Below are 24984 nucleotides of genomic sequence, written 5' to 3' on the forward strand. Positions count from 1 at the left end.
ATTGCAGCCGCTCCGCCAAATACTTGGTGCCGCCAGCGGCTCTGACAAAGTCATCGCCCTCGCCGAGGGCGATGATCCTCGCGTGGTCGAAGCCGCGCTGATGATCCGCGATGAGGCCGTTGCCCGCGTCCTCCTTGTGGGCGATCCGGTAAAGATCGCGGATCACCTCGCGGCCCACAACACCACACCACAGGCGGTCGCAGGCTCAATCGACATTCACGACCCTGACGACACGCCGCACTTTGAAGAATTCCGCGACACGCTTGTCACCCTGCGTGCACACAAGGGCATGACGCCCGAAAAAGCCTCAACCGAAGTCCGCAACCGGCTGACTTATGCGGCTCTGCTGGTACAAACCGGACGGGCCCACGGCACGGTCGGCGGTGCAGTCGAGACAACGTCCGACACAGTTCGCACCGCACTTCAGATCATTGGCAAGGCCCCCGAGGCAGCAATGGTCTCTTCCTTTTTCTTCATGCTCTATTGCAAAGAGCACCACACCGTAAAAGGTGCACACATCTTCGCCGACTGCGGCCTGGTGGTCGATCCCGATGCCAACGAGATGGCGGAAATCGCACGCGCTTCCGCAGCGTCCTACCGCGCGTTGACAGGCGAAACGCCACGCGTTGCTATGTTGTCTTTCTCCACAGCCGGAAGTGCCGACCACCCCAAAGTGTCCAAGGTCGTGGCCGCAACCCATTTGGCCAAAGTGGCAGACCCGGAACTCATCATTGATGGCGAACTGCAGTTCGATGCAGCCTTCGTGCCCGAAGTCGCCGCTTCGAAGGCGAGCAAATCTGCCCTTGGCGGCGCCGCAAATGTCTTTGTGTTCCCAAGCCTGAACGCTGGCAACCTTGGCTACAAAATCGCGCAGCGCGTGGGCGGTGCGACCGCTGTCGGTCCTGTCCTGCAAGGGTTGGCAAAACCCGCAAACGACCTGTCCCGCGGCTGCTCCGCCGAAGATATCCTGCACATGGTCGCCGTCACAGTCGCCCAGTCAGACGCGCTGGACCGTTCCGAAAACGCGTCAGGGGTCAGCGCATGACCCCTGTTCCGACGTTAACCAAGCGCCAACGTGACCACGGTGGCTGCCACAATGTCCTGTGCACTGGCGCCACGGCTCAGATCACAGACCGGTTTTCTGAATCCCTGCAAGATCGGCCCCAGCGCCTGCGCGCCGCCCAAGGCGACGGCCAGTTTGTAGGCAATATTGCCAGCATCCAGATTGGGGAAGATCAGAACATTGGCATCGCCCGCCCCGGCACCCTTGCGTTCAGCAACTTCGGGTATCAGGGCCGCATCGCCCTGAACCGGACCGGTGAAACCACTGATCTGGGCAGCCTCGCGAACCTTGTCCACGCTCGCACCGGCACCGCTTGTACCCGTGGAAAAGGACAACAAGGCAACGCGCGCTTCGCCCAAAAGCGCTTCACCGCTACGCGCGGAAGCCTTGGCTATCGCCGCCAGAGCTGCGGCATCCGGATCGACGGTCAGGCCGCAATCAGCAAAGATCAGCGAACGATCGTCGGGAAAATTCATAAGGAAGAAGGACGAAGGGACACTGACCCCTTCAGCCAGACCGATGGCCATGGACGCCGCTTCGATGACGCGCCGCGTTGGCGCCACAGCGCCGGCTGTCATCGCGTCCGCCTCGCCGGCGGCCACCATCGCCGCCGCACGGTAAAGCGGCTTGTCCACCAGTCGGCGGGCAATCCCTTCCTTCATGCCGCGCGTATCCATCAGCGCCTGCACGTAACTTTCGGTGTTTTCGCCGAGAACCACCGGCCGGCACAACCCGTCCCGATCCAGCGCCCGCATAGCCTCTGCCGTGCGCGGTTCCTTGGACTCGGGAAACACGACCCGTGCGTTTTTCGCTGCCACCTTGGCCGACAGCGCATCCATAAACTTCATGTATACCTCCGTATACGCAACAGGAGCCATCCGTGACCGAAAACGTCAAGATCAACCGCGGCCTCAAGGGCATTTATTTCGAACGTTCCGGCGTCAGCCACATCGACGGCGCCAAAGGCGAGTTGTCCTACCGCGGCTATTCGATCCACGATCTCGCAACACAATCGACCTTCGAGGAAGTCTGCTATCTGCTTATCCACGGCGAACTGCCAACGGAAGCCGAACTCACCGCATTTGACGCAGCGCTCAAAGCAGCGCGCGAACTGCCGGAGCAGGTCTATGACATCATTCGCGCCACCAAAGATGGGCATCCAATGGATGTACTGCGCACCGCTGTTTCTGCACTCGCCGCGCTGGAGGAAAACAGCCAGAAAGTCGGCCATGACGCCTTTCTCGCCAACGGCCTGCGTCTGACCTCACAGGTTCCAATGATCATCGCCGCGCATGAAAACATCCGAAACGGACGCGAACCGGTGCCTGCGGACAAAACCCTCAGCCACGCCGCCAACTGGCTCTGGATGCTCAAAGGGGAAAAACCTTCGGAAGACGCCGCCCGGCTTGCGGATGTCGACTTCATCCTGCACGCCGAACACGGTGCCAACGCGTCGTCCTTCGCTGCCCGCGTTACAGTCGGCACAGAGGCCAACCTGCACGGTGGCATTGTCACGGCACTCGCAACGCTGGCAGGCCCGGCGCATGGCGGGGCTGCAGAAGACGTGATGAAAATGGTGCACGAGATCGGCAAACCCGAAAACGCCGCCGACTACGTGAAGGCCAAGCGTAAAAACCGAGAGGCCGTGACCGGCTTTGGCCACCGCGTCTACCGCGCCGAGGATCCGCGCGCGCGGCACATGCGCGATGGCGTGAAAAAGCTCGGCGAAGAAATGGGCGCGCCGGAATGGTACGAAATTCTTCAGGGCGTCGTCGATGCCATGAAGCCCTACGCCCGCCATGGCCTTAACGTGAATGTCGATTTCTACTCGGGCGTGATCTACCAGTTACACGGCATCCCCATGGACCTCTATGTGCCGATTTTTGCCATCGGTCGCATGCCCGGCTGGATCATCCAGTGCATGGACCAACAGGACAGCAATATCCTGATCCGTCCATTGACGCTGTACAATGGGCCTGACATGCGCGCCTACACCCCAATGGCCGAGCGCGGATGATCGACGCACTCGCCCTGCCGACCGAGCACTACCTGTGGCTCGCGCTCATCTGCTTTGTCGCAGGTATGGTGCGCGGGTTCTCCGGTTTTGCGTTGTCGGCAGTGGTGATGGCGGCAGGTGTTATCTTTCTGCCGCCAATCGCACTGATCCCGATCCTTTGGTTTCAGGAAATGACAGCTTCGTTGCTGATGGTTCGCGGCGGTTGGAAAGAGGCCAATCGGCGCACTGTAACCGGACTTGTTCTAGGTTCGGCAATCGGTGTGCCCATCGGCCTGACGCTGACACAATCCCTACCCGTAGACACGTCCAAACTGCTGGCACTCAGTGTGATCGTCTTACTTGCGGCCACCCAGCTTGCAAAATTGCGCCTGCCGTTTCTTGCCACCCGTGCAGGTCTCTGGGGGTCTGGCGTGCTCGCGGGCATCGCGACCGGTCTGGCCCATGTAGGTGGCATGGTGGTCGCTCTCTATGTGCTTGCCTCGAACGCGCCCGCCCGCGAAATGCGTGCTTCCCTCGTTTTGTTCCTGTTTGCCTCTTCGCTCATCTCCCTCATGACCTATCTGATCTTCGATGTCATGACCGCCCAATCCGCCCTGCGCGGCCTCGCTCTGGCACCAGCCTCCGCTCTTGGCGTGATCGCTGGCAAGACCATGTTCCGCCCCGCGTGGGAGCCCTACTACAAACCCTTTTGCCTCAGCCTCCTGATCGCACTCGCCACACTCGGCATTCTGCGCCAGAGCATCGGGGCCTGACCCGCATTGACGAAAGAACACCATGTCCTACAGTCAAACCAATACAGAGAACAACGTTCCGCATCTGCGGTTGAATACAGAAGACTATCGCGACCAGCATTCGATGGCGCGCGCCAAAACGGGGACTAAAAATGGCTGACGGACAACCGCAAATCGATCTTTCCCCCAAAGTCTCGGACGAGGTGCGCAAGACAACCTGCTACATGTGCGCCTGCCGCTGCGGCATCAACGTTCATATGAAGGACGGAAAAGTTGCCTACATCGAAGGCAACCGGGACCATCCTGTGAACAAAGGTGTTCTTTGCGCCAAAGGCTCTGCCGGGATCATGCAAGTCAACGCCCCGTCACGCCTTAAGGCACCGCTCAAGCGGGTCGGTCCACGCGGATCGGGCGAGTTCGTTGAAATCAGCTGGGAAGAAGCCATGAGCACAGCCGTCGGCTGGCTCACTGAGCTTCACGAAACAGCACCGCACAAACTCGCCTTTTTCACCGGCCGTGATCAGTCACAGTCCTTTACGTCCTTCTGGGCGCAACACTTCGGCACACCGAACTACGCCGCTCACGGCGGTTTCTGCTCGGTCAACATGGCCGCCGCGGGCATCTACACGATGGGCGGCGCCTTTTGGGAGTTCGGCCAGCCGGACTGGGACAACACCAAACTGTTCATGATTTTTGGCGTGGCAGAAGACCACGACAGCAACCCGATCAAAATGGGCATTGGCAAGATCAAGGCGCGCGGTGCCAAGGTCATCGGCGTAAACCCTGTGCGCTCTGGCTACAACGCTGTGGCCGATGAATGGGTCGGGATAACGCCGGGCACCGACGGGCTGTTCATTCTCGCGCTTGTGCATGAATTGCTCAAAGCCGGCAAAATCGACCTGAACTACCTCGCGCAATTCACTAACGCGCCGGTTCTGGTTGACGGAGAAACCGGTCTCTTGATGCGCGATGAGGATGGCAAGCAACTGGTCATTGACCGCGTCACGGGCAAACTCGCGCCTTTCGACCAGAAAGGTGTGCGTCCGGATCTTTCAGCGCAATACCGCCACGCTGGCGTGACCCACAAAACCGTTATGGCGTTGATGGCCGAGAAATACCTCGATCCGCAATATGCGCCGGAAAACGTCGCCGAGAAAACCGGCATCCCGGCTGCCAAGATCAAAACCATCGCGGCAGAGCTTGCCCGCGTTGCCTTTGACGAAGCCTTTGAGGTCCAACAGGAATGGACCGACTTCCGTGGAGAGACCCACAAGACGATGACGGGGCGCCCTGTCAGTTTCCACGCGATGCGCGGTATTTCCGCCCATTCCAACGGGTTCCAGACTTGCCGGGCTCTACACGTTCTTCAAATCCTGCTTGGCACCGTCGAAGTTCCTGGCGGTTTCCGCTTCAAGCCGCCATACCCGAAGCCGGTCGAAGCACACCCGACACCTCACGGCTATGGCCGCCCCGGCAAACCGCTGGCCGGTCCACACCTCGGCTTCCCGCGAGGGCCAGAAGACCTGCAAATCAACGAAGACGGCTCCGCATGCCGCATCGACAAGGCTTTCACGTGGGAAAACCCGATGTCCGTGCACGGCCTGATGCACATGGTGATCTCCAATGCCCATGCCGGTGATCCCTATCCGATAGACACATTGTTCATGTACATGGCGAACATGTCGTGGAACTCCACGATGAATACCTCCGGCGTGATCAAGATGCTCACAGACCGGCATGACGACGGTCGATACAAAATCCCGCGCATCATCTATTCCGATGCCTACAGTTCAGAGATGGTCGCCTACGCGGACCTTATCCTGCCTGACACCACATATCTCGAACGCCACGACTGCATCTCGCTTCTGGACCGCCCCATCTGCGAGGCAGATGGAGCCGCGGATGCCATCCGTTGGCCGGTCGTGGAGCCGGATCGCGATGTGCGCGGTTTTCAATCGGTGTTGATCGAACTTGGCGCGCGCATTGGTCTACCCGGTTTCCTGAACGAAGACGGCACCCAGAAGTGGAAGGACTACGCCGACTACATCGTAAATCATGAACGTCGTCCCGGCGTTGGGCCGCTGGCCGGCTTCAGAGGCGAGAATGGTGACCAGTTCGGCCGCGGCGAGGTCAACTCTGACCAGCTTGACCGCTACATCGCCAACGGTGGCTTTTCCATTGAACACGTGCCGGACGAAGCGCTTTACATGAAACCCTGGAACCTGGCCTATCAGGATTGGGCAGTAAAGATCGGCCTCTACGACGCACCACAGCCTTTCCTGTTCCAGCTCTATGTTGAGCCAATGCGCAAGTTCCAACGCGCGGCCGAAGGGCACGGCGACCGGCAACCACCCGATCATCTTCGCGGGCGCCTTAAAGAGGTGATGGACCCGCTCCCCATATGGTATGCGCCTTTCGAGGACAACCACGTGGACACCGACGAATTCGACGTGCATGCCCTCACCCAACGCCCGATGGCGATGTATCACAGTTGGGGCACGCAGAATGCCTGGCTCAGACAGTTGCACGGCCACAACCCTTTGTACCTGCCCACCAAGCTCTGGCAAAAACACGGGTTTTCCGAAGGAGATTGGGCGCGCGTAACCTCTGTTCATGGGGAAATCACAGTTCCTGTCGCCCATCAGGCCGCACTTAACGAAAACACCGTCTGGACATGGAACGCCATCGGCAAACGCAAAGGCACCTGGGCGCTCTCAGAGGACGCTCCGGAATCCAACAAAGGCTTCCTGCTCAACCACCTGATCCACGAGTTGTTACCGCCCAAAGGGGACGGCCTCCGCTGGGCCAACTCCGACCCGATCACCGGTCAGGCAGCATGGTTCGACCTGAGGGTGAAAATCGAGAAAGCTGAAGCGCCGGCAGAAAGCCAACCAGCCTTCGAGCCACTCAAGTCGCCGGTGCCGCAAGGCCCCGCAGAGCTGAAATGGAAGGTGGGCAAATGACCGTCCACTTTTGGCCATCAAATGCACAACGGAAGGCATGGCAACGCCGTGACGAGGGCAACGCCCCCTTCCCTGTAGCCAACGAAATCAAGACCGACGCAATACCGACGTCACACCGACGTTTTGCAGCCAGCCTTTTGGAGGCCCAGCCATGACCTCGCTCCCGACCTCTACAGACCGCAAGCTCGGCCTCGTCATCGATCTGGATACCTGCGTAGGCTGCCACGCCTGCGTGATCTCCTGCAAAGGCTGGAACACCGAAAATTACGGTGCGCCCCTCAGCGATCAGCGCCCTTACGGCACGGAGCCTATGGGCACCTTCCTCAACCGCGTCCACAGCTACGAAGTGCAGCCTGAAACAGGCCCTGCACAGACTGTGCACTTCCCCAAATCCTGCCTGCATTGCGAGGACGCTCCTTGCGTCACGGTCTGTCCAACCGGTGCCAGTTACAAGCGCGCAGAGGATGGCATTGTGTTGGTGAACGAAGACCACTGCATCGGCTGTGGTCTCTGTGCTTGGGCCTGCCCTTATGGCGCCCGCGAAATGGATCAGGCCGAAGGCGTGATGAAGAAATGCACCCTGTGTGTGGACCGCATCTATAACGAAAACCTTCCGGAAGAAGATCAGATTCCCTCCTGCGTTCGCACATGCCCTGCTGGCGCACGTCACTTCGGCGACTTGGGTGACCCGAACTCGGATGTTAGCCAACTTGTTGAAAGCCGTGGCGGATTTGACCTTATGCCTGAGATGGGAACGAAACCGGTGAACAAATACCTGCCCCCGCGTCTCAAGGATTCTTGGGACGATCAGTCTCTCCTCGCCCCACTTCTTGAACCCGTCGCCGAGGAGCCAAAAGGGTTCCTGAACTGGCTCGACAAAACCCTCGACAAACTGCCCGGAGGGACCGCCTGATGCACCCTGCACCGTCCGTCATCATTTTCACAACACTCTCTGGGCTCGGCTTTGGCCTGCTGTTCTGGCTCGGCATCGACCCCACGCCGCCCACTGGCGTCATGGGCTTCATCTTCTTTGCCATCGCATATGCGCTGGCTGTTGGGGGCTTGCTCTCGTCAACCTTTCACCTCGGCCACCCCGAACGGGCATGGCGCGCCATGACTCAATGGCGCACAAGTTGGCTGTCACGTGAAGGCGTCTGTGCAGTCGCTGCGCTTTGCATCCTAGGCATCTATGCCGCGGCGCTTATTTTTCTGGGCACCCATATTGCCTTCCTCGGCTGGATAGGTGCGGCGCTCTCACTGGGAACTGTTTTCACGACCTCCATGATCTATGGTCAGCTGGCGACTGTACCACGTTGGAAAACACCTTTGACTCCAGCGCTCTACCTGACTTTCTCGCTGGCTGGCGGCGCATTGCTTTCGGGTCGCGCATCAACAGCGATTGCATTGCTGCTATTCGCTGCAGCTGTGCAATTGGCCTGGTGGCAGCGCGGTGATAAAGCACTGCTGCAAAGCGGCACTGATCTGGGAACAGCCACCGGCCTTGGGGAGCGGGGGGTAGTACGATCGATGGCGCATCCGCACAGCTCTCCCAACTACCTGATGAAAGAATTCGTCTACGTGGTGGGGCGTAAGCATGCGATGAAACTGCGTGGCATTGCCTTCGCGCTGACCTTCATCCTACCGCTGGTTTTCCTGCTGATGCCTTTCAGTCACGCCTTTGCGGCACTCGCGGTTATCAGCCACATCGCAGGGGTTGCCTGTTCACGTTGGCTGTTCTTCGCAGAGGCCGAACATGTGGTCGGCCTCTACTACGGAATGCGCTGATCAGCGTGCTTTCCCGCGCCAGGTATCAAGCCAGGCGCGGAACCTGCCGCGTTTTTCTGCAAGGTTGTCTCCGGCCGCTTCGAAACTGTCACCCATGTCCTCGAGAACCGGATCAATGCGCGCTTCGCGGAAGCGTTTCCAGCGAACCCAGACCGCCCAGATAATGGCGAAAAACACGGTCAGAATTGCGATATTGAGCCACGGAATGAACGTCACATCCGGACCTTCGACAGGCTTCACACCAACCGCGTTCGGATAGATCGACAGAAACTCGTTGCGCCAGCCGTAGTGCTTGACAGCAACCCACTGCGGATCGGTGGCGCTGGACTTAAGGTCTGCGGCCTCGGCTTGCAGATTTGAAGTGTCGAACTTGAAGTATGGTGGCCAGCCGGCGCTGGTATCCTCGTTGCGGTAAACCATCACCCGGTCATTAGGAAATTTGGTTTGAATGAAGAACACATCGCGGTTCACGTTGCCGGTCGCGTTGCCGCTGTCTTCTTTGGCCCAAAATATGGAGTTCTCGCCAAAGTCGATCCGCTTTTCATAGGTATCGGTGACGCGCACCACGTCGTTCTGTGGCAGCGTATAGTGGAAGAACGCCGCGACAAAAATCCAGAACAACGCCCAGAAACCCCATTTCACATAGACCATATTGCCGGTCTCCCTAGTGGAAATTCATGAAGTAGATCAGCGCGATAACCGCTGACACAGGAATGATATAGACACCCCAGATCAATTTACGACGCAAAGATCCGTCGTATTCGCGCAAACCTTCGTCGACGAAGGCTTCACGATCGCCGGTCATGTCTTCGCGGTCCCACTCTGCCTCAAGCTTGTCGCGGCGTGCCGCGCGGGAATACCATGACAGGCAAAAGTACACGATCGTCAGAACAACAAAGCCAAATAAAGCCAATCTCGCCAGTCCGAACATCTTATCTCCTCACCGCGCCCCAAGGTCCGACGCGGTCAATCATATCCTGTGAAACCCGACGACGCACCTTCGGCACATCAAACGGCTCTTCATGCCCGAACAGGGCGGCCCGTGCTCCAGCCTTGTCCACCTGATACTCGCGCTCCAGAAAATCCGCCACAAAGCTCTTTTTGGTTTCCGTCCAACCCTGATAATGCCGGTAGAAAGCTTCCTTGTGGCAAATGAACAATTGTCGAATGTCCTTGGGTGCCAACTCCGCCAACAACATGTTTACCAGATCCGCCTGATCTGTATCCGTGGCCCGTAGGGTGTAAAAATAGGCGGGGTGATCACTGCTGATCCGCGGCCACTTGCCTTCGTTCTCGGCCCAATCGACCATCTGGCGCAAACCATGATACTCTGGCGGAAGCTGCTCCGCGTGATCCCGCGCCAGTCGCCGAATGTCACGCCGTGTCGCCCCCGTCAAATCCACGCCGGCATCCTGCGCAGCATCCACAACGATAAAATCCATCTTCTGACGCAGGATCGCGCTCGCATCCACCCCACGCGCCTTCACAATCGGTTCTACCAGATCATTATAGTCAAAGAACTTCGCGATCTGGTTTCTGTCTGTGAAATCAAAAGTGTACTTGATTGGCAATTTGCCAAGGCTGGCCTTGTCACCCGCTGAAATCGCTGCCGGATGCCCCAATCCGCGGAAAACATAGATCCCGCCAAAATGCGCGGTCCAAAAGTCCTCTTGGTCGAAGGACATAGTATCAAGCGTCACCGGATTGCGAGTCACATCCCCTGTACGCTTGGCTAGGCCGATCATGTCCGCGATCAGAACATCGTCAAACCAGCCGTCTTCTTCCTGTTTGAACCGATCCGCCATCGTCGCCAGCTTTTCCGCATCGCGCAGCGTGCCTTCGGTGGTGTCAGCCTCAATTGTGACCTTTCGAATATCAAACAACCGCGCAGGCTGGCTTACGGAAAACACCGAATTCACCAATTCGCCTGCGACGGCATCCCGCGCGGTCAAGGCAAATAGCTGCGGCTCGTTCTCCTCAACGAAATGCCGCAGAATATCGCGGCTGTTGGAAAACTGCGCATTCAAAAGCGGCGCGGTCTTCTGCTCCGTCGTCAGCAGAATGAACTGACGGTTACAGCCCCCGTGGTTGAGGTAAAGGTGATCCTCCAACTCATCCCCGATCTCTGGGCTGTAGCCCGAAATATCGATGTGAAAATCGGTGAGGCCGGTGGTCTTGCCAGTCAGGTGCTTGAGCGCCCTGTTGTAGCGCTCCACAAGGATCGGCGAGGCCACCTCGATCAGGTTGCCAAACATCAGGCCGCGTTGGATCAGTCTATGCATTCTTTCTTCCCTTCCGTCCGGCAAAAGAACGGGAAGCGCCCTCCAGGTCGGGCACGCCCCTTTGCGCAAACATCACCCTTTCCCCTCCAAATACCGTTTCTTCGCCGCCTCGGTGCGCTGCATATCCCGCACCATGTTTGATATCGCCACCTCGTCAGACTTGTCGGCATAGCGGAATTCGCTGTCCGCATAGCGGTTGATCTCTTGCACCACCATCTCTGTGGTGATCGGCAACCGCAGTTCGCCAATCATCGCCTTTTTGGTGTCGTAGTCCTTCGCCAAGAACAGCTCCGGCTGCTCCATCCATTCATCGGGCAGTTCAAAGTCCATCGCCCGAACCTTTACGGCATCCGTAATGTTCTTGATGGCCCGACCGGTAAACCGCGGATCAGCCTCCTGAATGGCCTTCAGATACGTCCCCATCTTGGCAATCGTATCCAGATCTCCCACCTGCCCATGCACCCGATCAAAGACGTTCAGCAGGCCTTCTTCATGCGGTCGATTGTGGCTCTCAAACGAGGCCGCCACCGCCTTCTGGATCATCTGCGCCTCGAACAGTTCATGCTCACCCAACGCAATGTCGTGGTTCTTACCCATCAATAGAGCGAGGATGTCGATGTAGTCCTCCCGCGTCTGCGGCCCGTCCACCAAAAACCGCGCGCCCGCCCGCTGGCGCAGCGCGTCGTCCACGTTCTCGGGGTAGTTCGAGAACATGCCAAAAGTGCAATTCCCTCGCACCACGGTGTTGGCGCCCGCGAAAGCCTCCATAAAGACCGCCGTGACCTCCTGCTGCCCCGCCGAGCTTTGCCGATCCCCGCGCTTGCCCGCGATCTGGTCGATGTCGTCAATCGTGCCAAACCCGATCACCTGCGGGTCGAGTACATTCTGTACAAACGCCTTGGCATTCTGCCCTGACTTGCCCTGATAGCTGTCGATGTTGTCGATACCAAAGTTCTGATAGCGGAAGGCATAACCCGCCACCTGACAGTAGTCGTTGATCAGCCCCGCCATCATCTGAATAAGCGTGGTTTTCCCCGTGCCCGGCGCGCCGTCGCCCATGAAGGTGAAGATGAACCCGCCCAACTCCGCAAATGGATTGAGCCGCCGGTCAAAATCATAGGCCATCAGCATTTTGGCGAGCTTCATCGCCTGATATTTGGCGATGTGGTTGCCCACCACTTCGTTGGGCTTTTTGAAGCTCATGGTCAGCGTCGTGCCTTTGGCGGCTCGCGCCGGCGTAAATCCGTTGATGGTCAGATCATCGGCCTCAACCTTCCAGCCGGCCCCGACAAAAGCCCCCAGTTGCGCGGCATTCTGGGCGCGCAAGGCCACCTTTTCCATCAGTTGCTCGGCAAAGGCGCAAACACAGGCGACCAACCGATCTTCGTCAGACACAAGCGCGGCAATGTCCTGATCCAATTCCCACAACGCGCCATGCAAGGCCAGTTGCGCGTTGTCGGTCAGGACCTCCTCGACTTCGCCCACCTCAACCTGCGTCTCGCTGAGCAAAGGCGCCAAAAGAAACGACGTGGCATTGGCAAACACATGGTTGACGGCCAAAGCCTCCGCGGCCAGCAGTTCCGAGAACGCCGATTTCTTATCTGCGCCCAAAGCACCAGCCAAGTTTTCTCTCTTCAGATCGCCCAGACCCGAAGCTTCTGCAAAGGTTTCACCCACTGCTAAAGCAATCGCCAAAGCCCGCCGCAAACCGTGCTGCACGCTCGCTTGGGTCGGAGACACCAGCGGATCGTTACCGCCGGCACCCTCAATCCGCTCAACCAGATGCACACCTTCTGGCCGCGCCGATGAACGCGTCACCAAGCCTGGCGTGGTTGTGCGGAAACGCCGGCGCGTGCCGATCCCACTAGAGCGCTCCGGCGCCGCCGTAAGGTCTTTGCCCTTGGCAATTCGCGGCGTGTGATCAAAGCCATCCAGCATCGCAACAGCCGCGTCATAGTGCTTGCGAATGTCTTCTTCGCGCAGCTCCATCAAATCACTGGTCACGCTCATTTCTTTCTCCGCCCTCACACTTCTTTCTGGTCAAAAATACCCGCGCCGCAGGCATGGCCCCAACAGCCATTCAATAGCTCAGCACCCGCCCCTGCGGACTCACAACATATTTCGTCACGCTGCCAAACCCCGGTGGGTTGAGCTCTTCCAATGCCTGAAACGGTCGTTGCGGCAAGATGATCGACCGCTCCATGCTCGTCGCGCCTGTGTCGCCACCCCGCCCAGCGAAAGGATCAAGCGCAAACACCTGACGCTCTACTTTTCCGAACCAGCCGGACTTCTCGTCGGTCACCCGTTCGCTCACCAGATCTTCTGTCGTCCATGCCAATGCCCAGTCCTCGCCTTCCGGTGCGCGAGCCGCTTCAAGCACCTCTCGGATGGGCCCCGATTGCCGCGTGTAAGCACTGGAATACATCGGTCCGACATGAATACGTCTCAGCCGTTTGGGATGTAGATCGTCAAAGCTTTCATCGAACCCTTTGGCGATCGTCAAAAGTTTCAGCCCGCCCACCGCCTGCGCCATCAGATGCGCCTGCACTTCGGGCCATCGCCGCTCGTCATTTGGCAATCCTCGACGCCCGGTATCCTCAATGTCCATCAGGTAGATCGTCGGCAGGTTCACCTGGCTGTCATAGACGGCCCAATGCAGCAGATACTTGCGTCGTCGTTCCGACAGGTTGCCCATCCATTGCGCCTCTGGATGGTTCTGCGCCCAGAAAAGATCGCCCCTGAGCAATTCCTCATAGTAGAGCCTTTGACTCAAAGCGAATTGCAGCTTCGTCGGAATCGCCTGATCGCCAATGATTGTCCGCAGCATCTCATCCTTGAGCGTCTCGCTATCGGGCATATTGCGCAGATGGCTTTCCGCTTGCTGCGCGTCATTGGCCATCACCAATAGCTCGTTGAAGACCGGAAAACCGCTCTCCACAGCGTCCATCGCAAGACTGCCAAAGAAGTGCCCCGTCTCACGCCCGACCAATAGGTATTTCATGCTCAGCGCCTTGAAGGTGTAGCCGATGGCGACGAGGTAGCGAGTCAGAACTTTGACCTCTTCCTCGCCAATCAGCCCCTCAGCCGCCCGCGCCGCCGCCACCTGTGTCAGATGCTCGGTGATGCGCTCGAACTTCTGGAAATACCGCCGCGACGCGCGGGTCTCCATCAACGCTGTGTGGTCTTTGGTTGTATCGTTCATAACGTCCTTCGGTGGCGCAATGCGTCACGGAGTACCTTTTTGGAAAACTGAAACGGGGAGGCGTCCTGAGGCATTCTCGCCATCAAGGCATCACGCCCCATACAGATTCTTGTCGTGCTTCTCGACGATCTTCTGGAACCGCCGCGCAAAACGTTCGTCCGCTTTGGCCTTCGCCTCAAGCACATCGCGCGCAAACACCATGTGCTCCTCGTGCGCTTCCATCATGTCGGCCATACGCTGGTTCGTCGCCGTTCCAATCGCCGCCATCGAGGCCTGCGCCTCTTTGTCGGTCTCCACGCCAATCTCGTTGATGCGGTGTGCGATGTCCTGCTGCTGCGCGGTCTTGAGCGACTTGGTCAGCGCATCATAGAGCACCACCCGCTGCTTGGTGTCTGTCTGCAGCTTGTTGATCAGCACCATCTGCGTCGCCGCCTGATTTTGCAAACTATCGACCCAGGTCTTGCCCTTCTCGATATAGCGCTCCAGGGTCTGCGATTTCGCCAGCTTCACCTGCTCCTGCTGCACCATCTCGTTATAGGCCTTGTTCAGGCCCGCCAACTCGGTCTCAAGCTTCGTGCGCGCCGCGGCGTCCTGCTCCACCGCGATCTTGTTCTCAAGCTCGATGATCTTGGGGTCCATGCCCATAATCTCCGACCGCAGGCTTTCCAACTCACCAACCGTGACCTCCCGCTCATCCAGCGTCTCGGTCAGGTTCCCCTCAACCTTCACCTTCTGCTCTTCTAGCGTCGCCAACTGACTTTCCAGCAGCTTGGTGATGACGTCCGATTTCGCGATAAGGTCCTGCAGCTTGTCATCGATATTGGCGGTCTTGATCCGCTCGGCCCGCATGCTTTCAGACTTGCCGCGGCTGAAGATACCGACAAAACTCTCCCAACCGGTTTTGTCACGCATCTGGTCAAAATCCTTGGAAAAGGCCGCAGTTACGTCATCAAGCCCCATGATGAGTTCTGCGATGTTGGCGTTCATCACCTCGGTATGGGTATGCACATCATCCAAAGTCGCGTTCTCGATATCGATCGCAATGTCTTCGCCTGTTTTCATCTTTGCCCGCGCCGCATCGATCCGGCCGGTCAATTCGGCAATCTTTGCTTGGGTTTCCTGAACCTGCGCCTGAGATTCCCGCACCTGCGCTTCAAAATTCGCCATGAAACACTCCCTTTTTTCAATTATTTGAGGCTGATATGGGCAATGTTACGCCCATTTACATCGGCCGACGGTCCAATTTGGGCAAAGTGTTGCAAATGCGCACGACAAAAGAAAGAGCGCAGAAAGATTACCCCAGTCGCCGCTATTCGGCGGCGGTGTTGAAAGCGGCCAGCCCGCTTCTCAACTTGCGCAACTCAAGCAACAAGGATTTCAATTCGGCCTCCGGCATGCCCGTCGCGTTCGCCACACAGGTACCGATCCCTTTCGCCTCACTTCGCAGCGCGTCTCCGGCTTCGGTCAGCGAAACCCGAACACGTCGCTCGTCCTGTTTGTCCCGCGTTCGTGTGATGAGGCCCGCGCTCTCCATACGTTTGAGCAAAGGCGTCAATGTGCTGCTTTCAAGCCCAAGCTGCCCGCCAATTCCGTTCACCGTCTGATCATCGGTTTCCCACAACAATACCATCACTAGAAACTGCGGATATGTCAGGCCAAGGGGCGCCAGCAACGATTTGTAGAGCCGCGAGAAAGCGTGCTCGGTGCTGTAGACCTCAAAGCAGAGCATTTGATCGAGAATAGAACTTGGTGTGTTGGACATCGCATTTCTCCTGGTCGTGAAATTAAATCGCACACGATTAAATCGCAAGACTTGACGAATCTCGGGCGAAGGCTTTATGTCGCCAACAATTAAATCGTGCACGACTTAAATGGAGATCATCATGCTCAAGTCTACTCTTTACACAACGTCCGCCACTGCAACGGGAGGCCGCGAAGGGCGCGCAGTCTCCGAAGACGGCAATCTCGATGTAACGCTGTCCACGCCCAAGGCCCTTGGTGGCGCAGGTGGTGATGGCACCAACCCGGAGCAAATGTTCGCCGCCGGATACGCAGCTTGCTTCCTGTCCGCCATGAAATTCATTGCAATGCAGCAAAAAATCGCCTTGCCCGAAGACGCCTCGGTCACAGCATCTGTGGGCATTGGCCCCCGTGAAGACGTCGGCTTCGGACTCGAAGTCGGCCTGAAGATTTCGCTGCCGGGTGTTGACGTAGAAGTGGCTGAAAAACTGGTGGAAACCGCGCACATGACATGTCCATACAGTCACGCAACGAAAGGCTCTCTGACCGTCACTCCGGAATTGGGCTGACACTTTCCAAGGCCGCCTGCACGGGCGGCCTTGTTCCCTTGGTTCAACTCGTTAGTGTCGAAGCAAAAGGAGACCCCCATGCAAACCGGCCCAAGAAACCTGATCACCGATGTTGCCGGCTTGCGGGTCGGCAACGCCCAGGACGATGTTGTCAAAACCGGCACGACAGTCCTAGTAGGAGATAGCCCGTTTACCTGCGGTGTTTCTGTAATGGGCGGTGCGCCCGGCACGCGCGAAACCGACTTGCTCGCGCCCGACAAGACCGTTCAGCAAGTGGACGCGCTGACACTTTCAGGTGGCTCCGCGTTCGGGCTGGACGCGTCGTCCGGCGTAGCGGACGCACTGCGAGACCAGGGCCGGGGCTTCGCTGTTGGGGATCAGAATGTCCCGATCGTTCCGGGTGCCATTCTGTTTGATCTGCTGAATGGCGGAAACAAGAATTGGTCCCAAAACCCGTATAAAGCCCTCGGAGCTTCCGCCCTCGAAGCCGCATCGGACGAATTCGCCCTGGGCTCTACCGGCGCTGGCACGGGTGCAACGCTTGCCAGCCACAAGGGCGGACTAGGATCAGCATCTGCTGTGCTGCCCTCCGGTCACACGGTTGGCGCCCTGGTCGCAGTCAACGCTTTGGGAGACGCCAGCCCCGACGGGAAGCACTTCTGGGCGGCCCCATGGGAAATCGACAGCGAATTTGGCGGAAAAGGCTTGATTGGCAACGCTCAGACGGAGTGGCCGAGAACAAAACTCAGCAACCACAACACCACAATTGCCATCGTAGCAACCGACGCCGACGTGTCGCAATCGGTGTGCACACGTATTGCCACGGCTGCCCACGACGGCATGGCACGTGCGTTGGTGCCGTCGCACACGCCCATGGACGGGGACCTCATTTTCGCTGTCTCAACAAACGCCAAGCCAATTGTAAATGAGGCCAACGACGTGTTGTTGCTTGGACATGCGGCAGCCACCTGTCTGGCGCGGGCAATTGCACGGGCGGTGTGGGAAGCGACCCCGGCCAAGGGTGACGTACTTCCTTGTTTCAATGCCTGATCCCGTCTGTGAGCCGTCAAACAAACATGGCTTTACAAAGATCGCTTTCTGGATCCGCAAGAGCATCAATCACGTCAAAGTGGTGCTTTCCACCGACGATGATGCGGTCACAGTTCCAAGCGGTACTTAACCACTCTGCCTGATCGAGAAACACTGGCCGTTCCGCCGCCCCGACGACAACCGTAACTTCAATCCCGCTGCGAGGCTGAAGCAAGGCTGGGCTTTCAGCCTGACATTCTGCTTCGTCCAGCTTCAAATCGGCGTTCATGGAAGTCTTCATCATCGGGCGCAAATCCGAAACTGGTGAAATCGGAACAGACCGAACAATACGGTCGGCCACAGCATCGGGTAGGACACCCTGACAGACAGCCCGCGCCACCAAATGACCACCAGCGGAATGCCCTGCCAAAATGATTGGCCCATCAATCTCGCCGGCGGCGTGCTCAATTGCCGCCGCTACTTGCATCGTGATTTCGGAAATACGCGCGTTTGGTGCCAATTCGTAGGATGGCATGGCAACCGCCCATCCTAGCGCACGCGCGCCTCGGGCAAATGCACTCCAGAATGACTTGTCAAAACGCAGCCAATAACCGCCGTGCACAAAAACAAACAAACCTTTGGGAGCGCCTTCAGGTAGGATCAGATCGTAAACCTCGCGCGCACCTTGTCCATATGAGACATCCACTCTCGCGCCTGTTGCTGCGCGGAAGGCTGCCCCCTCGCTTGCCCAACGGTCCGGATAGGCATCCGCCCCGTCGATATAAGCCGCATTTGCGTATGCGTCGTCCCAATCCATTGCTCTCTCCCCAAAGTCTTGTCCGCACATTGAAGCAGCTCCGCCCCGGGCGCAAACCACTTCTCCACATCAGAATGCCTGCGCCCGTTTCATAAACTTGTCACCGTCACGATACCGACGTTTTACCGACGTGATGCAGCACACCCCCAGACATTCCCAACAGGAGACTACTCATGTCGCTTCGTTCCCTGTGCCTGACATCCGTCCTGGCGCTTGCCGCATCCCAATCTGTTGCAGAAATGAACTTTAACCGCATCGCGTCATTTCCGGTGGTCAAAAACATGGCCGACGGTGAAGACATGAAGCGAGAGACGTCGCCAGAGATCATTGCCGCAACTGCCGACGGTATGACGCTGGTCTATACCGACAGCCCGCTCGGCGTTCTTGGGCGCATCGACATCACCGACCCTTCCAGTCCACAGCCACTTGGAAACATTGAACTAAACGGAGAACCGACCTCTGTAGCGGTCTTCGGAGATCAAGCGATCGTCGGTGTAAATACTTCTGAAAGCTATACAGCGCCGTCTGGTATGCTGCAGTCAATCACAATCGCAGACGGCACCGTCACACAGAGCTGCGACCTTGGAGGACAACCCGACTCCGTGGCGATTGCTCCCGACGTTACCTTCGTGTCCGTGGCAATTGAAAACGAACGTGACGAGGATTTCGGTGATGGCCGGACCGGCCAAATGCCAGCTGGCATGCTCGCCATGGTCGATCTCAAAGACGGAATTCTCGCCTGCGACACTCTGCGAATGGTCAATTTGACTGGCCTCGCGGATGTGTCGCCGGAGGATCCGGAACCGGAGTATGTCTCGATCAATGCTCTCGGTGAAACCGTTGTGACGCTTCAGGAAAACAACCACTTGGTTGTCATTTCCAAAGATGGTGAAGTGATCACGCACTTCTCTGCTGGCGCTGTGGACCTTCAAGAAATCGATGCAACGGACGAGCGAGGCGCGTTGATGTTCACCGAAGCCCAGGCAGGTCGATTGCGTGAGCCGGATGCGGTGACATGGATCGACGAAAACCACTTTGCCACGGCCAACGAAGGCGATATGGACGGCGGCTCGCGTGGGTGGACAATTTTTAACAAAGACGGTTCCGTTGTATACGAGAGCGGCACCGATTTCGAACATGCCATCGTTCAGATCGGTCACTACCCGGACAAACGGTCGGACAGCAAAGGCGTAGAGCCTGAAAGCGTAACGTTCGCAAAATTCGGCGACACGCCTTACGTTTTTGTCGGAGCAGAGCGAGCGTCGGTTGTCGGCGTTTACGAAGTTTCAAATCCTGCGGCACCTGTGCTGAAGCAACTTCTTCCGTCTGGTGTTGGGCCTGAAGGGTATGTCGCGATCCCCGAGCGCAATCTGCTGATATCTGCCAACGAGAAAGACCTGATTGAAGACAACGGTGCGCGCGCGCACGTCATGCTTTTTGAATACCAAGATGGGTCAGCGGACTACCCTCACCTAACTTCGGAAGGCACCGACGAACTTGTAGGATGGGGAGCGCTTTCCGGACTTGCAGCCGACAAGAACGGTATCGTCTGGGCTGTAAACGACAGTTTCTACGGCTTTCAACCTTCAATCTTCAAGATTGACACCAAACAAACCCCGGCCCGCATCGTGGATGTAATCCGAATTCACCGGCAGGATGGCAACCCGGCTCAAAAGCTGGATCTCGAAGGCATCACATTGGACGGCGAAGGTGGCTTTTACGTGGCTTCCGAAGGTCGGACCGAGCGGGTTATCCCGCACGCCGTGTACCACGTATCAGCCGATGGTAAGATTAAAGATCGCAAAGGCGAGATTGGTCTGCCATCGGAATTGATGGCCGTTGAAAAGCGTTTCGGATTTGAAGGCATCACAAAGATCGGAGACACGCTTTGGATGGCCGTCCAACGCGAATGGAAAGACGACCCCGAAAATCACGTTAAACTGGTTTCTTATAATCTGAAGACCAAAGAATGGGGCGCTGTACATTATCCCAAAGCCGAGCCTGCGACGGGTTGGGTAGGATTGTCGGAAATCGTTGCTCACGGTGACTGGGTTTACATCGTGGAGCGTGACAACCAGCACGATTTCCGCGCTGTCACAAAAAAAATCTACCGTATTCCAACCTCCGAAATGGTCCCTGCTCCGCTGGGTGGAGAACTTCCGGTCGTGACTAAAACGCTGGTTCGCGACTTGCTACCAGACCTGACAGCGACTGGCGGCTACGTTTTGGACAAGGTAGAAGGACTGGCTATTTTCGAAGACGGCACCGCCTATATGGTAACGGACAACGATGGTGTGGACGATCACTCGGGTGAAACGATGTTTGTAAATCTGGGCAACATCGAGCCTGCCGCAAACTGAAGCAGACAGTTGTGAAATCTGGGGCTTTGGTGTTACCCACCGAAGCCCCTTTCTTTTGCCAATCGCCGATAATGCATAAACACCAGATATCCACCTACAAGGAGGGTTGAGGCAGACCCCATCATTATCAGTGCTTTCTGAAGGCCAATGGCGTCTGCCATCGCTCCAATCAAAGCAGCGCCAAGCGCAGAACCGCCTGCCGCAATAACTGCCCAAAGGCTCATGACGCGCCCGCGCATGTCGTCTTCGAGGTCAAGTTGGATCGCCGTTTGGGTCGAAATCGCGGTGACTGTGGTCACAAACGACATTGCTGCGGCGACGAAAAGCGCAGTTTCCCAGGTCGGAGTGACACCCAGCCCCACGACCAGAGCCAGTCCCAGAACAATCGACAAACGGGTTGTGAGTGGAAGGCGCCCAGGTTCCTGAGGCGCCATAACTGCCTGAGAAAACCCGCCCAATATCGATCCAGCACCGGTCACGCTCATCAAAATGCCTAATCCACTGGCACCCTTTCCAAAGACGCCGTCGGCTAACGGAGGCAGCACCTCCATCGCGCCGCGGGCAACCAAGGCAAGTACTCCCGCCACAAACATCGCTTCACGCACAGGTACTGTCTTCCAGACAAACTTCAAACCTGCGCCAAGGGCCTGAAAAAATGGCTCTTGCGCGCTGCCGGTCTCGCGCCGTGGACGCAAAGACAATCGGAACAGTACAACGATATAGGGCAGGAAAAGCAGCCATTGGATCAAAAGGGTATGAGCGACGCCAACCTGAGAAATGAGAAAGCCGCCTATTGCCGGCCCGATCATTCGCGCCACGTTGAAATTGATGGCCACAATCGTGACAACCGACCCGACAAATTCGCGTCGGACTAGGCGCGGCGTCAAAGCCATGCGTACCGGATGGTTTGCGGCCATCACCACACCGAACAACAGCGAGAAAAGTGCCAACATAAATGGCGATGCGGTGCCGCTTGCCACGAAATACCAAAGCGCAGCGGACAGAGCCGCATTCAGGCTTTGCACGACCACAACGGCGCGCTTGACGTTCATCCGGTCAACCCAGACGCCAAACAAAGGTGAAAGAACTATCGAGGGAGCAAAGAGAAAAAACGCGACGGCGCCGACCATTGTGGCGGACTCCGTCATTTCCCATGCCAGCCAACCGATGGTGATCCTTTGCATCCAAATCGCCAACAAGCCGAAGGCCGAACCAAACACATAGGCGCGGAAGTTGGTGGATTTCAAAGCGCCCAGGTTCACGTTTGGCTCCTGCGAATTTCGTGCCCGCTGACTGTGACGCGGCCTTCATGCGACTTCAAGCTCCCCAAAAGAAAACGCGCGTCCCAAAGGACGCGCGCCTGACAGCAAGGGAAGAATTGCTTTGTCAGTTTCCGTAGTCTCAGTTGACGGCTTTCGCCTCAACCACGTCTTGTTCCACAGCCTTGTGAGCACCGTTGCTAATTTCGATTCTACGCGGCTTAAGTGCCTCGGGAATCTCGCGCTGCAATTCAATGTGCAGCATACCGTCAGTGTGGCTGGCGCCGATTACTCGGACGTGATCAGCAAGATGGAAGCGGCGTTCAAAAGCACGGGTGGCGATGCCACGATGCAGGAAGGTTTTCTCTTTGTCCTCCTGCCCCTTAGACGCGGTCACCAAAAGAGCGTTTTCCTTTACCTCAATGCTAAGGTCATCAGAAGAAAAACCGGCGACGGCCAGCGAGATCCGATAAGCGTCGTCTGCAGTTTTTTCAATGTTGTAGGGCGGGTAGCTCGGCTGCGCGACGTCGTTTGTCAAAACCCGATCCATCAGGTTTGCAAGTTGGTCAAAGCCAACGGACGAACGATACAGGGGAGCGAAATCATAAGTGCGCATAGGGTCATCCTTTTCATAAGCGACAACATGTTTTCTGCCTTCCTCAGCGGACAGGCGTGAGATGCGGAACCCATCGTTGGCATTCCGACACAATGACATTTGGGAAGGGAATTCGGCGTTTCAACCCCCGTTGGGGCGGACAAATTTCGCACCGGTGTTGTTGCGCTGTGGCGATACTTTGACCGTCGGCAATGGCGCACGTATCGTTTTCTCAGCGAACTCACCTTCCACTTCGTCCAACGCAAAGTCCAACGCTGCGGCCAGAGCAACTTTCTGACCATTCAGTTCTGCTTTAGCTGCTACGACCGACGCAATACGCACTTGATTGTCTTCAAAAAGGAAGACCGGGGCACCACTACTCCCAAAGTCAATGTCACAACTCAGGACGTACACCCCGCGATAGCGCCCCATGACGCGGCAGGTTTCTTGAAATGAAGGCGCTGCTTCTCGTCCAACAGCGTAAGACACCACACCAATCTTTGACCCTTTGCGAAGTCGGCCTGCCGTTTCGAAGGGTTCGATCGTTGAATTTCGGATCGGGTGGTGAAGCTCGAGTATTGCCAGATCGCTTCTGGAGCGCGACATAAGTTCGTCCTGCCCAAAGACGTAGTCAGGATGCACAGCGGCCCGGCGAACACTGCGGTATGCTTCCGCGCGGCCATTTCGCCAACCTGCCCGAAACTCGACGGCAGACACATCATGCATCACACCTGTTTTGCGATCATACAAGCAATGCGCGGCTGTCAGTACCTTGTTCGGAGCAATCAACGCCCCTGTGCAAAACCCGCGCCCGTCAATTTCCAGCCGACCAACCGCGCCCCAATCCTTGCCATCGTCACCCGTCGCCAGAGTACGAAGCGCCGCGTCCTGAGCAGAAGCGACAGCGCCGAGAAGAATTAATAGAATGGCCGCCGCAAACTTCGACACAACTCGCTCCTGTGGATACCTTTACACATCCTATCTTACGCTCTTGGCGGAATTGAGGCAGCACCATGTCGCGTAAGGTCAATCTAGCGCAGAAACCGAGTAGACAGAACCCGTTCCCGATATCTTTCGTTCGAGTGTTTTTCCCAATCAAAAGGCCACCGCGTGACCTTCGGCGCGGTCCATTTGGACCACTGGCAAAGACCATAGCCACCTGTATGATCGGACCACTAAAATCAAATTTTGGAATTGGCATAAATTCTTCTGCTTTGCCCAGTTGACGGCCCGCAACACCAGAGCGTGAAACCGGATTGCGCAGTACAAAGGCTCAACGCCGGATTTTAGCGGCTGGCCAGCAAGACCAACTGCGGCTAGCGTGCGCATATGCTTTGGACCAACATTTCGACACTCTTTACGACATTCGATATTGTCGCCCTCGCAATTTTGGTCACTGGCTGGCTGTTAGTTGGTTTCGTCATTGAAAACCCACCGAAAAATCGGCCGTCCGTTTCGCAGATGATGGGATTCTACCGTCGTGAATGGATGTTGCATCTGGTGGACCGCAACACCCGGGTTTTTGATGCACAAATCGTATCCAACTTACGGCAAAGTACGGCGTTCTTTGCGTCCACATCTATGATTGCCATAGGTGGTTTGCTCGCGTTGATGGGCAACGCTGAGAAGATTTCGGGCATCGCCAGAGACCTAACTCAGGTCTCGGAATCGCAGGTGGAAATCGAACTTAAACTTGCGGTTATCCTTATCTTTCTTGCCAATGCCTTTCTGAAATTTGTCTGGTCCCATAGGCTGTTCGGCTACTGCGCAATCTTGATGGCCTCAGTGCCCAATGACGGTGACCACCCAGCTGCGGTGGCGCGCGCAGAGAAGGCCGGGACCGTGAATGTCACCGCATCAAGAAGCTTCAACAGAGGGTTGCGCTCGGTCTATTTTGCGATGGCGGGGTTGGCTTGGCTTTTCGGAGCATTGGCCTTGATTGGCGCAACGGTGGTCACTGTTTTTGTGCTTGCCCGTCGAGAATTTGCGTCCCAAAGCCGTGCGGCATTGATGCAAGAGCCACGCTAAATCGGGGTGTCTGCAAAACGTCTGTATTGCGTCGGCTTGGCGTCGGTAAAGCTATTCAAACCCGGTGATAGGGCGCACCGGCCAAAATTGAAGCCGCGCGGTAAAGCTGTTCACTTAGCATCACGCGGGCCAGCATGTGTGGCCAGACCATTTTACCGAAACTCAGCTTCGCATCGACCTGAGCCCGGAGCGACGGGTCGATACCGTCCGCGCCCCCGATCACGAAGGCGACATCCCCGCGACCTTCGTCGCGCCAGCCACCAAGCATGTCTGCAAATTCCGGAGAACTCATCAGTTTGCCACGCTCATCCAAAGCGCAAATTACGGCACCTTTGGGAATGACACCTTGCAATAAAGGGGCCTCAGCTGACATGCCGCCGTTCTTTCGATCCTCAACTTCGTGCACAGTGACGGGCCCAAGGCCAAGTGCACGGCCAGTCCGGTCAAAGCGTGTCAGATAGTCGTCAAGCAGGTCGCGCTCAGGTCCGGACCGCAGCCGACCCACGGCGCAGATATGCACCTTCAGTGCCATTTTCGTCTCCCA

Annotated in this window: 23 protein-coding genes; 10 read left to right on the forward strand and 13 right to left on the reverse strand. The window is 57.2% G+C overall.

Features of this window, described 5'->3' with window-relative positions; translation table 11 throughout:
- Position 1: 1 nt before the first annotated feature.
- A complete protein-coding gene (gene pta, locus BXY66_RS12840; protein WP_132860642.1) occupies positions 2-1045 on the forward strand; it encodes a phosphate acetyltransferase in 1044 nt (347 codons plus the stop codon).
- A 14-nt stretch (positions 1046-1059) separates the two neighbouring features.
- Here pta and BXY66_RS12845 read toward each other — a convergent pair whose 3' ends face one another.
- Positions 1060-1911 (reverse strand): phosphate acyltransferase, encoded by an 852-nt coding sequence (locus tag BXY66_RS12845; protein ID WP_132860643.1) that lies wholly within the window; start codon positions 1909-1911, stop codon positions 1060-1062.
- A 32-nt stretch (positions 1912-1943) separates the two neighbouring features.
- On the opposite strand from BXY66_RS12845, the gene BXY66_RS12850 reads away from it, so the two are divergent.
- The 5 genes from BXY66_RS12850 to BXY66_RS12870 all read left to right on the forward strand — a co-directional run bounded on the left by BXY66_RS12850 (position 1944) and on the right by BXY66_RS12870 (position 8559).
- A complete protein-coding gene (locus BXY66_RS12850; protein WP_132860644.1) occupies positions 1944-3080 on the forward strand; it encodes a citrate/2-methylcitrate synthase in 1137 nt (378 codons plus the stop codon).
- Positions 3077-3832, forward strand: coding sequence for a sulfite exporter TauE/SafE family protein (locus BXY66_RS12855; protein ID WP_132860645.1), 756 nt, complete (start codon positions 3077-3079; stop codon positions 3830-3832). The genes BXY66_RS12850 and BXY66_RS12855 overlap by 4 nt, the downstream gene beginning before the upstream one ends.
- Before the next feature lie 131 nt (positions 3833-3963).
- A complete protein-coding gene (locus BXY66_RS12860) occupies positions 3964-6774 on the forward strand; it encodes a molybdopterin oxidoreductase family protein (protein ID WP_132860646.1) in 2811 nt (936 codons plus the stop codon).
- Between the two features lie 151 nt (positions 6775-6925).
- Positions 6926-7687, forward strand: a complete 762-nt coding sequence (locus BXY66_RS12865) for a 4Fe-4S dicluster domain-containing protein (protein WP_132860647.1) — start codon at positions 6926-6928, stop codon at positions 7685-7687.
- Positions 7687-8559, forward strand: coding sequence for a dimethyl sulfoxide reductase anchor subunit family protein (locus BXY66_RS12870; protein WP_132860648.1), 873 nt, complete (start codon positions 7687-7689; stop codon positions 8557-8559). The genes BXY66_RS12865 and BXY66_RS12870 overlap by 1 nt, the downstream gene beginning before the upstream one ends.
- On the opposite strand, the gene BXY66_RS12875 is transcribed toward BXY66_RS12870, so the two are convergent.
- The 7 genes from BXY66_RS12875 to BXY66_RS12905 all read right to left on the reverse strand — a co-directional run bounded on the left by BXY66_RS12875 (position 8560) and on the right by BXY66_RS12905 (position 15805).
- Positions 8560-9210: a DUF1523 family protein gene (locus tag BXY66_RS12875; RefSeq protein ID WP_132860649.1), complete on the reverse strand. Its 651-nt coding sequence runs from the start codon at positions 9208-9210 to the stop codon at positions 8560-8562.
- Between the two features lie 13 nt (positions 9211-9223).
- A complete protein-coding gene (locus BXY66_RS12880; RefSeq protein ID WP_132860650.1) occupies positions 9224-9490 on the reverse strand; it encodes a hypothetical protein in 267 nt (88 codons plus the stop codon).
- A gap of 1 nt (position 9491) precedes the next feature.
- On the reverse strand, positions 9492-10841 hold the full coding sequence (locus tag BXY66_RS12885) for a DUF6638 family protein (protein ID WP_132860651.1): 1350 nt from the start codon (positions 10839-10841) through the stop codon (positions 9492-9494).
- A 72-nt stretch (positions 10842-10913) separates the two neighbouring features.
- Positions 10914-12851 carry an ATP-binding protein gene (locus BXY66_RS12890; protein ID WP_132860652.1) on the reverse strand — a complete coding sequence of 646 codons (1938 nt, stop codon included), beginning with the start codon at positions 12849-12851 and terminating at the stop codon, positions 10914-10916.
- 70 nt (positions 12852-12921) lie between these two features.
- Positions 12922-14043 (reverse strand): hypothetical protein, encoded by a 1122-nt coding sequence (locus BXY66_RS12895; protein ID WP_132860653.1) that lies wholly within the window; start codon positions 14041-14043, stop codon positions 12922-12924.
- A gap of 90 nt (positions 14044-14133) precedes the next feature.
- Positions 14134-15210, reverse strand: coding sequence for a hypothetical protein (locus BXY66_RS12900; RefSeq protein ID WP_132860654.1), 1077 nt, complete (start codon positions 15208-15210; stop codon positions 14134-14136).
- Between the two features lie 142 nt (positions 15211-15352).
- Positions 15353-15805: a MarR family winged helix-turn-helix transcriptional regulator gene (locus BXY66_RS12905; RefSeq protein WP_132860655.1), complete on the reverse strand. Its 453-nt coding sequence runs from the start codon at positions 15803-15805 to the stop codon at positions 15353-15355.
- Between the two features lie 121 nt (positions 15806-15926).
- On the opposite strand from BXY66_RS12905, the gene BXY66_RS12910 reads away from it, so the two are divergent.
- Positions 15927-16352: an organic hydroperoxide resistance protein gene (locus BXY66_RS12910; protein WP_132860656.1), complete on the forward strand. Its 426-nt coding sequence runs from the start codon at positions 15927-15929 to the stop codon at positions 16350-16352.
- A 78-nt stretch (positions 16353-16430) separates the two neighbouring features.
- Entirely contained in the window at positions 16431-17402 is a 972-nt protein-coding gene (locus BXY66_RS12915) for a P1 family peptidase (RefSeq protein WP_132860657.1), read from the forward strand.
- 16 nt (positions 17403-17418) lie between these two features.
- Here BXY66_RS12915 and BXY66_RS12920 read toward each other — a convergent pair whose 3' ends face one another.
- On the reverse strand, positions 17419-18198 hold the full coding sequence (locus BXY66_RS12920; RefSeq protein ID WP_132860658.1) for an alpha/beta hydrolase: 780 nt from the start codon (positions 18196-18198) through the stop codon (positions 17419-17421).
- Between the two features lie 173 nt (positions 18199-18371).
- Between BXY66_RS12920 and BXY66_RS12925 the strand changes: the two genes are divergently transcribed.
- Positions 18372-20558: an esterase-like activity of phytase family protein gene (locus tag BXY66_RS12925; protein WP_132860659.1), complete on the forward strand. Its 2187-nt coding sequence runs from the start codon at positions 18372-18374 to the stop codon at positions 20556-20558.
- A 32-nt stretch (positions 20559-20590) separates the two neighbouring features.
- Here BXY66_RS12925 and BXY66_RS12930 read toward each other — a convergent pair whose 3' ends face one another.
- The 3 genes from BXY66_RS12930 to BXY66_RS12940 all read right to left on the reverse strand — a co-directional run bounded on the left by BXY66_RS12930 (position 20591) and on the right by BXY66_RS12940 (position 23360).
- Positions 20591-21820, reverse strand: coding sequence for an MFS transporter (locus BXY66_RS12930; RefSeq protein ID WP_132860660.1), 1230 nt, complete (start codon positions 21818-21820; stop codon positions 20591-20593).
- A 139-nt stretch (positions 21821-21959) separates the two neighbouring features.
- Positions 21960-22433 (reverse strand): Hsp20 family protein, encoded by a 474-nt coding sequence (locus BXY66_RS12935; RefSeq protein ID WP_132860661.1) that lies wholly within the window; start codon positions 22431-22433, stop codon positions 21960-21962.
- Positions 22434-22553: 120 nt separating this feature from the next.
- Positions 22554-23360: a trypsin-like serine peptidase gene (locus tag BXY66_RS12940; protein WP_132860662.1), complete on the reverse strand. Its 807-nt coding sequence runs from the start codon at positions 23358-23360 to the stop codon at positions 22554-22556.
- A gap of 381 nt (positions 23361-23741) precedes the next feature.
- Here BXY66_RS12940 and BXY66_RS12945 point away from each other — a divergent pair, with 381 nt between their 5' ends.
- Positions 23742-24440 carry a DUF599 domain-containing protein gene (locus BXY66_RS12945; RefSeq protein WP_132860663.1) on the forward strand — a complete coding sequence of 233 codons (699 nt, stop codon included), beginning with the start codon at positions 23742-23744 and terminating at the stop codon, positions 24438-24440.
- Between the two features lie 55 nt (positions 24441-24495).
- On the opposite strand, the gene rlmH is transcribed toward BXY66_RS12945, so the two are convergent.
- Positions 24496-24966, reverse strand: coding sequence for a 23S rRNA (pseudouridine(1915)-N(3))-methyltransferase RlmH (rlmH, locus tag BXY66_RS12950; protein ID WP_132861072.1), 471 nt, complete (start codon positions 24964-24966; stop codon positions 24496-24498).
- Between the last annotated feature and the right edge of the window lie 18 nt (positions 24967-24984).

It is taken from the genome of Shimia isoporae (genome assembly GCF_004346865.1).
Lineage (GTDB): Bacteria > Pseudomonadota > Alphaproteobacteria > Rhodobacterales > Rhodobacteraceae > Shimia > Shimia isoporae.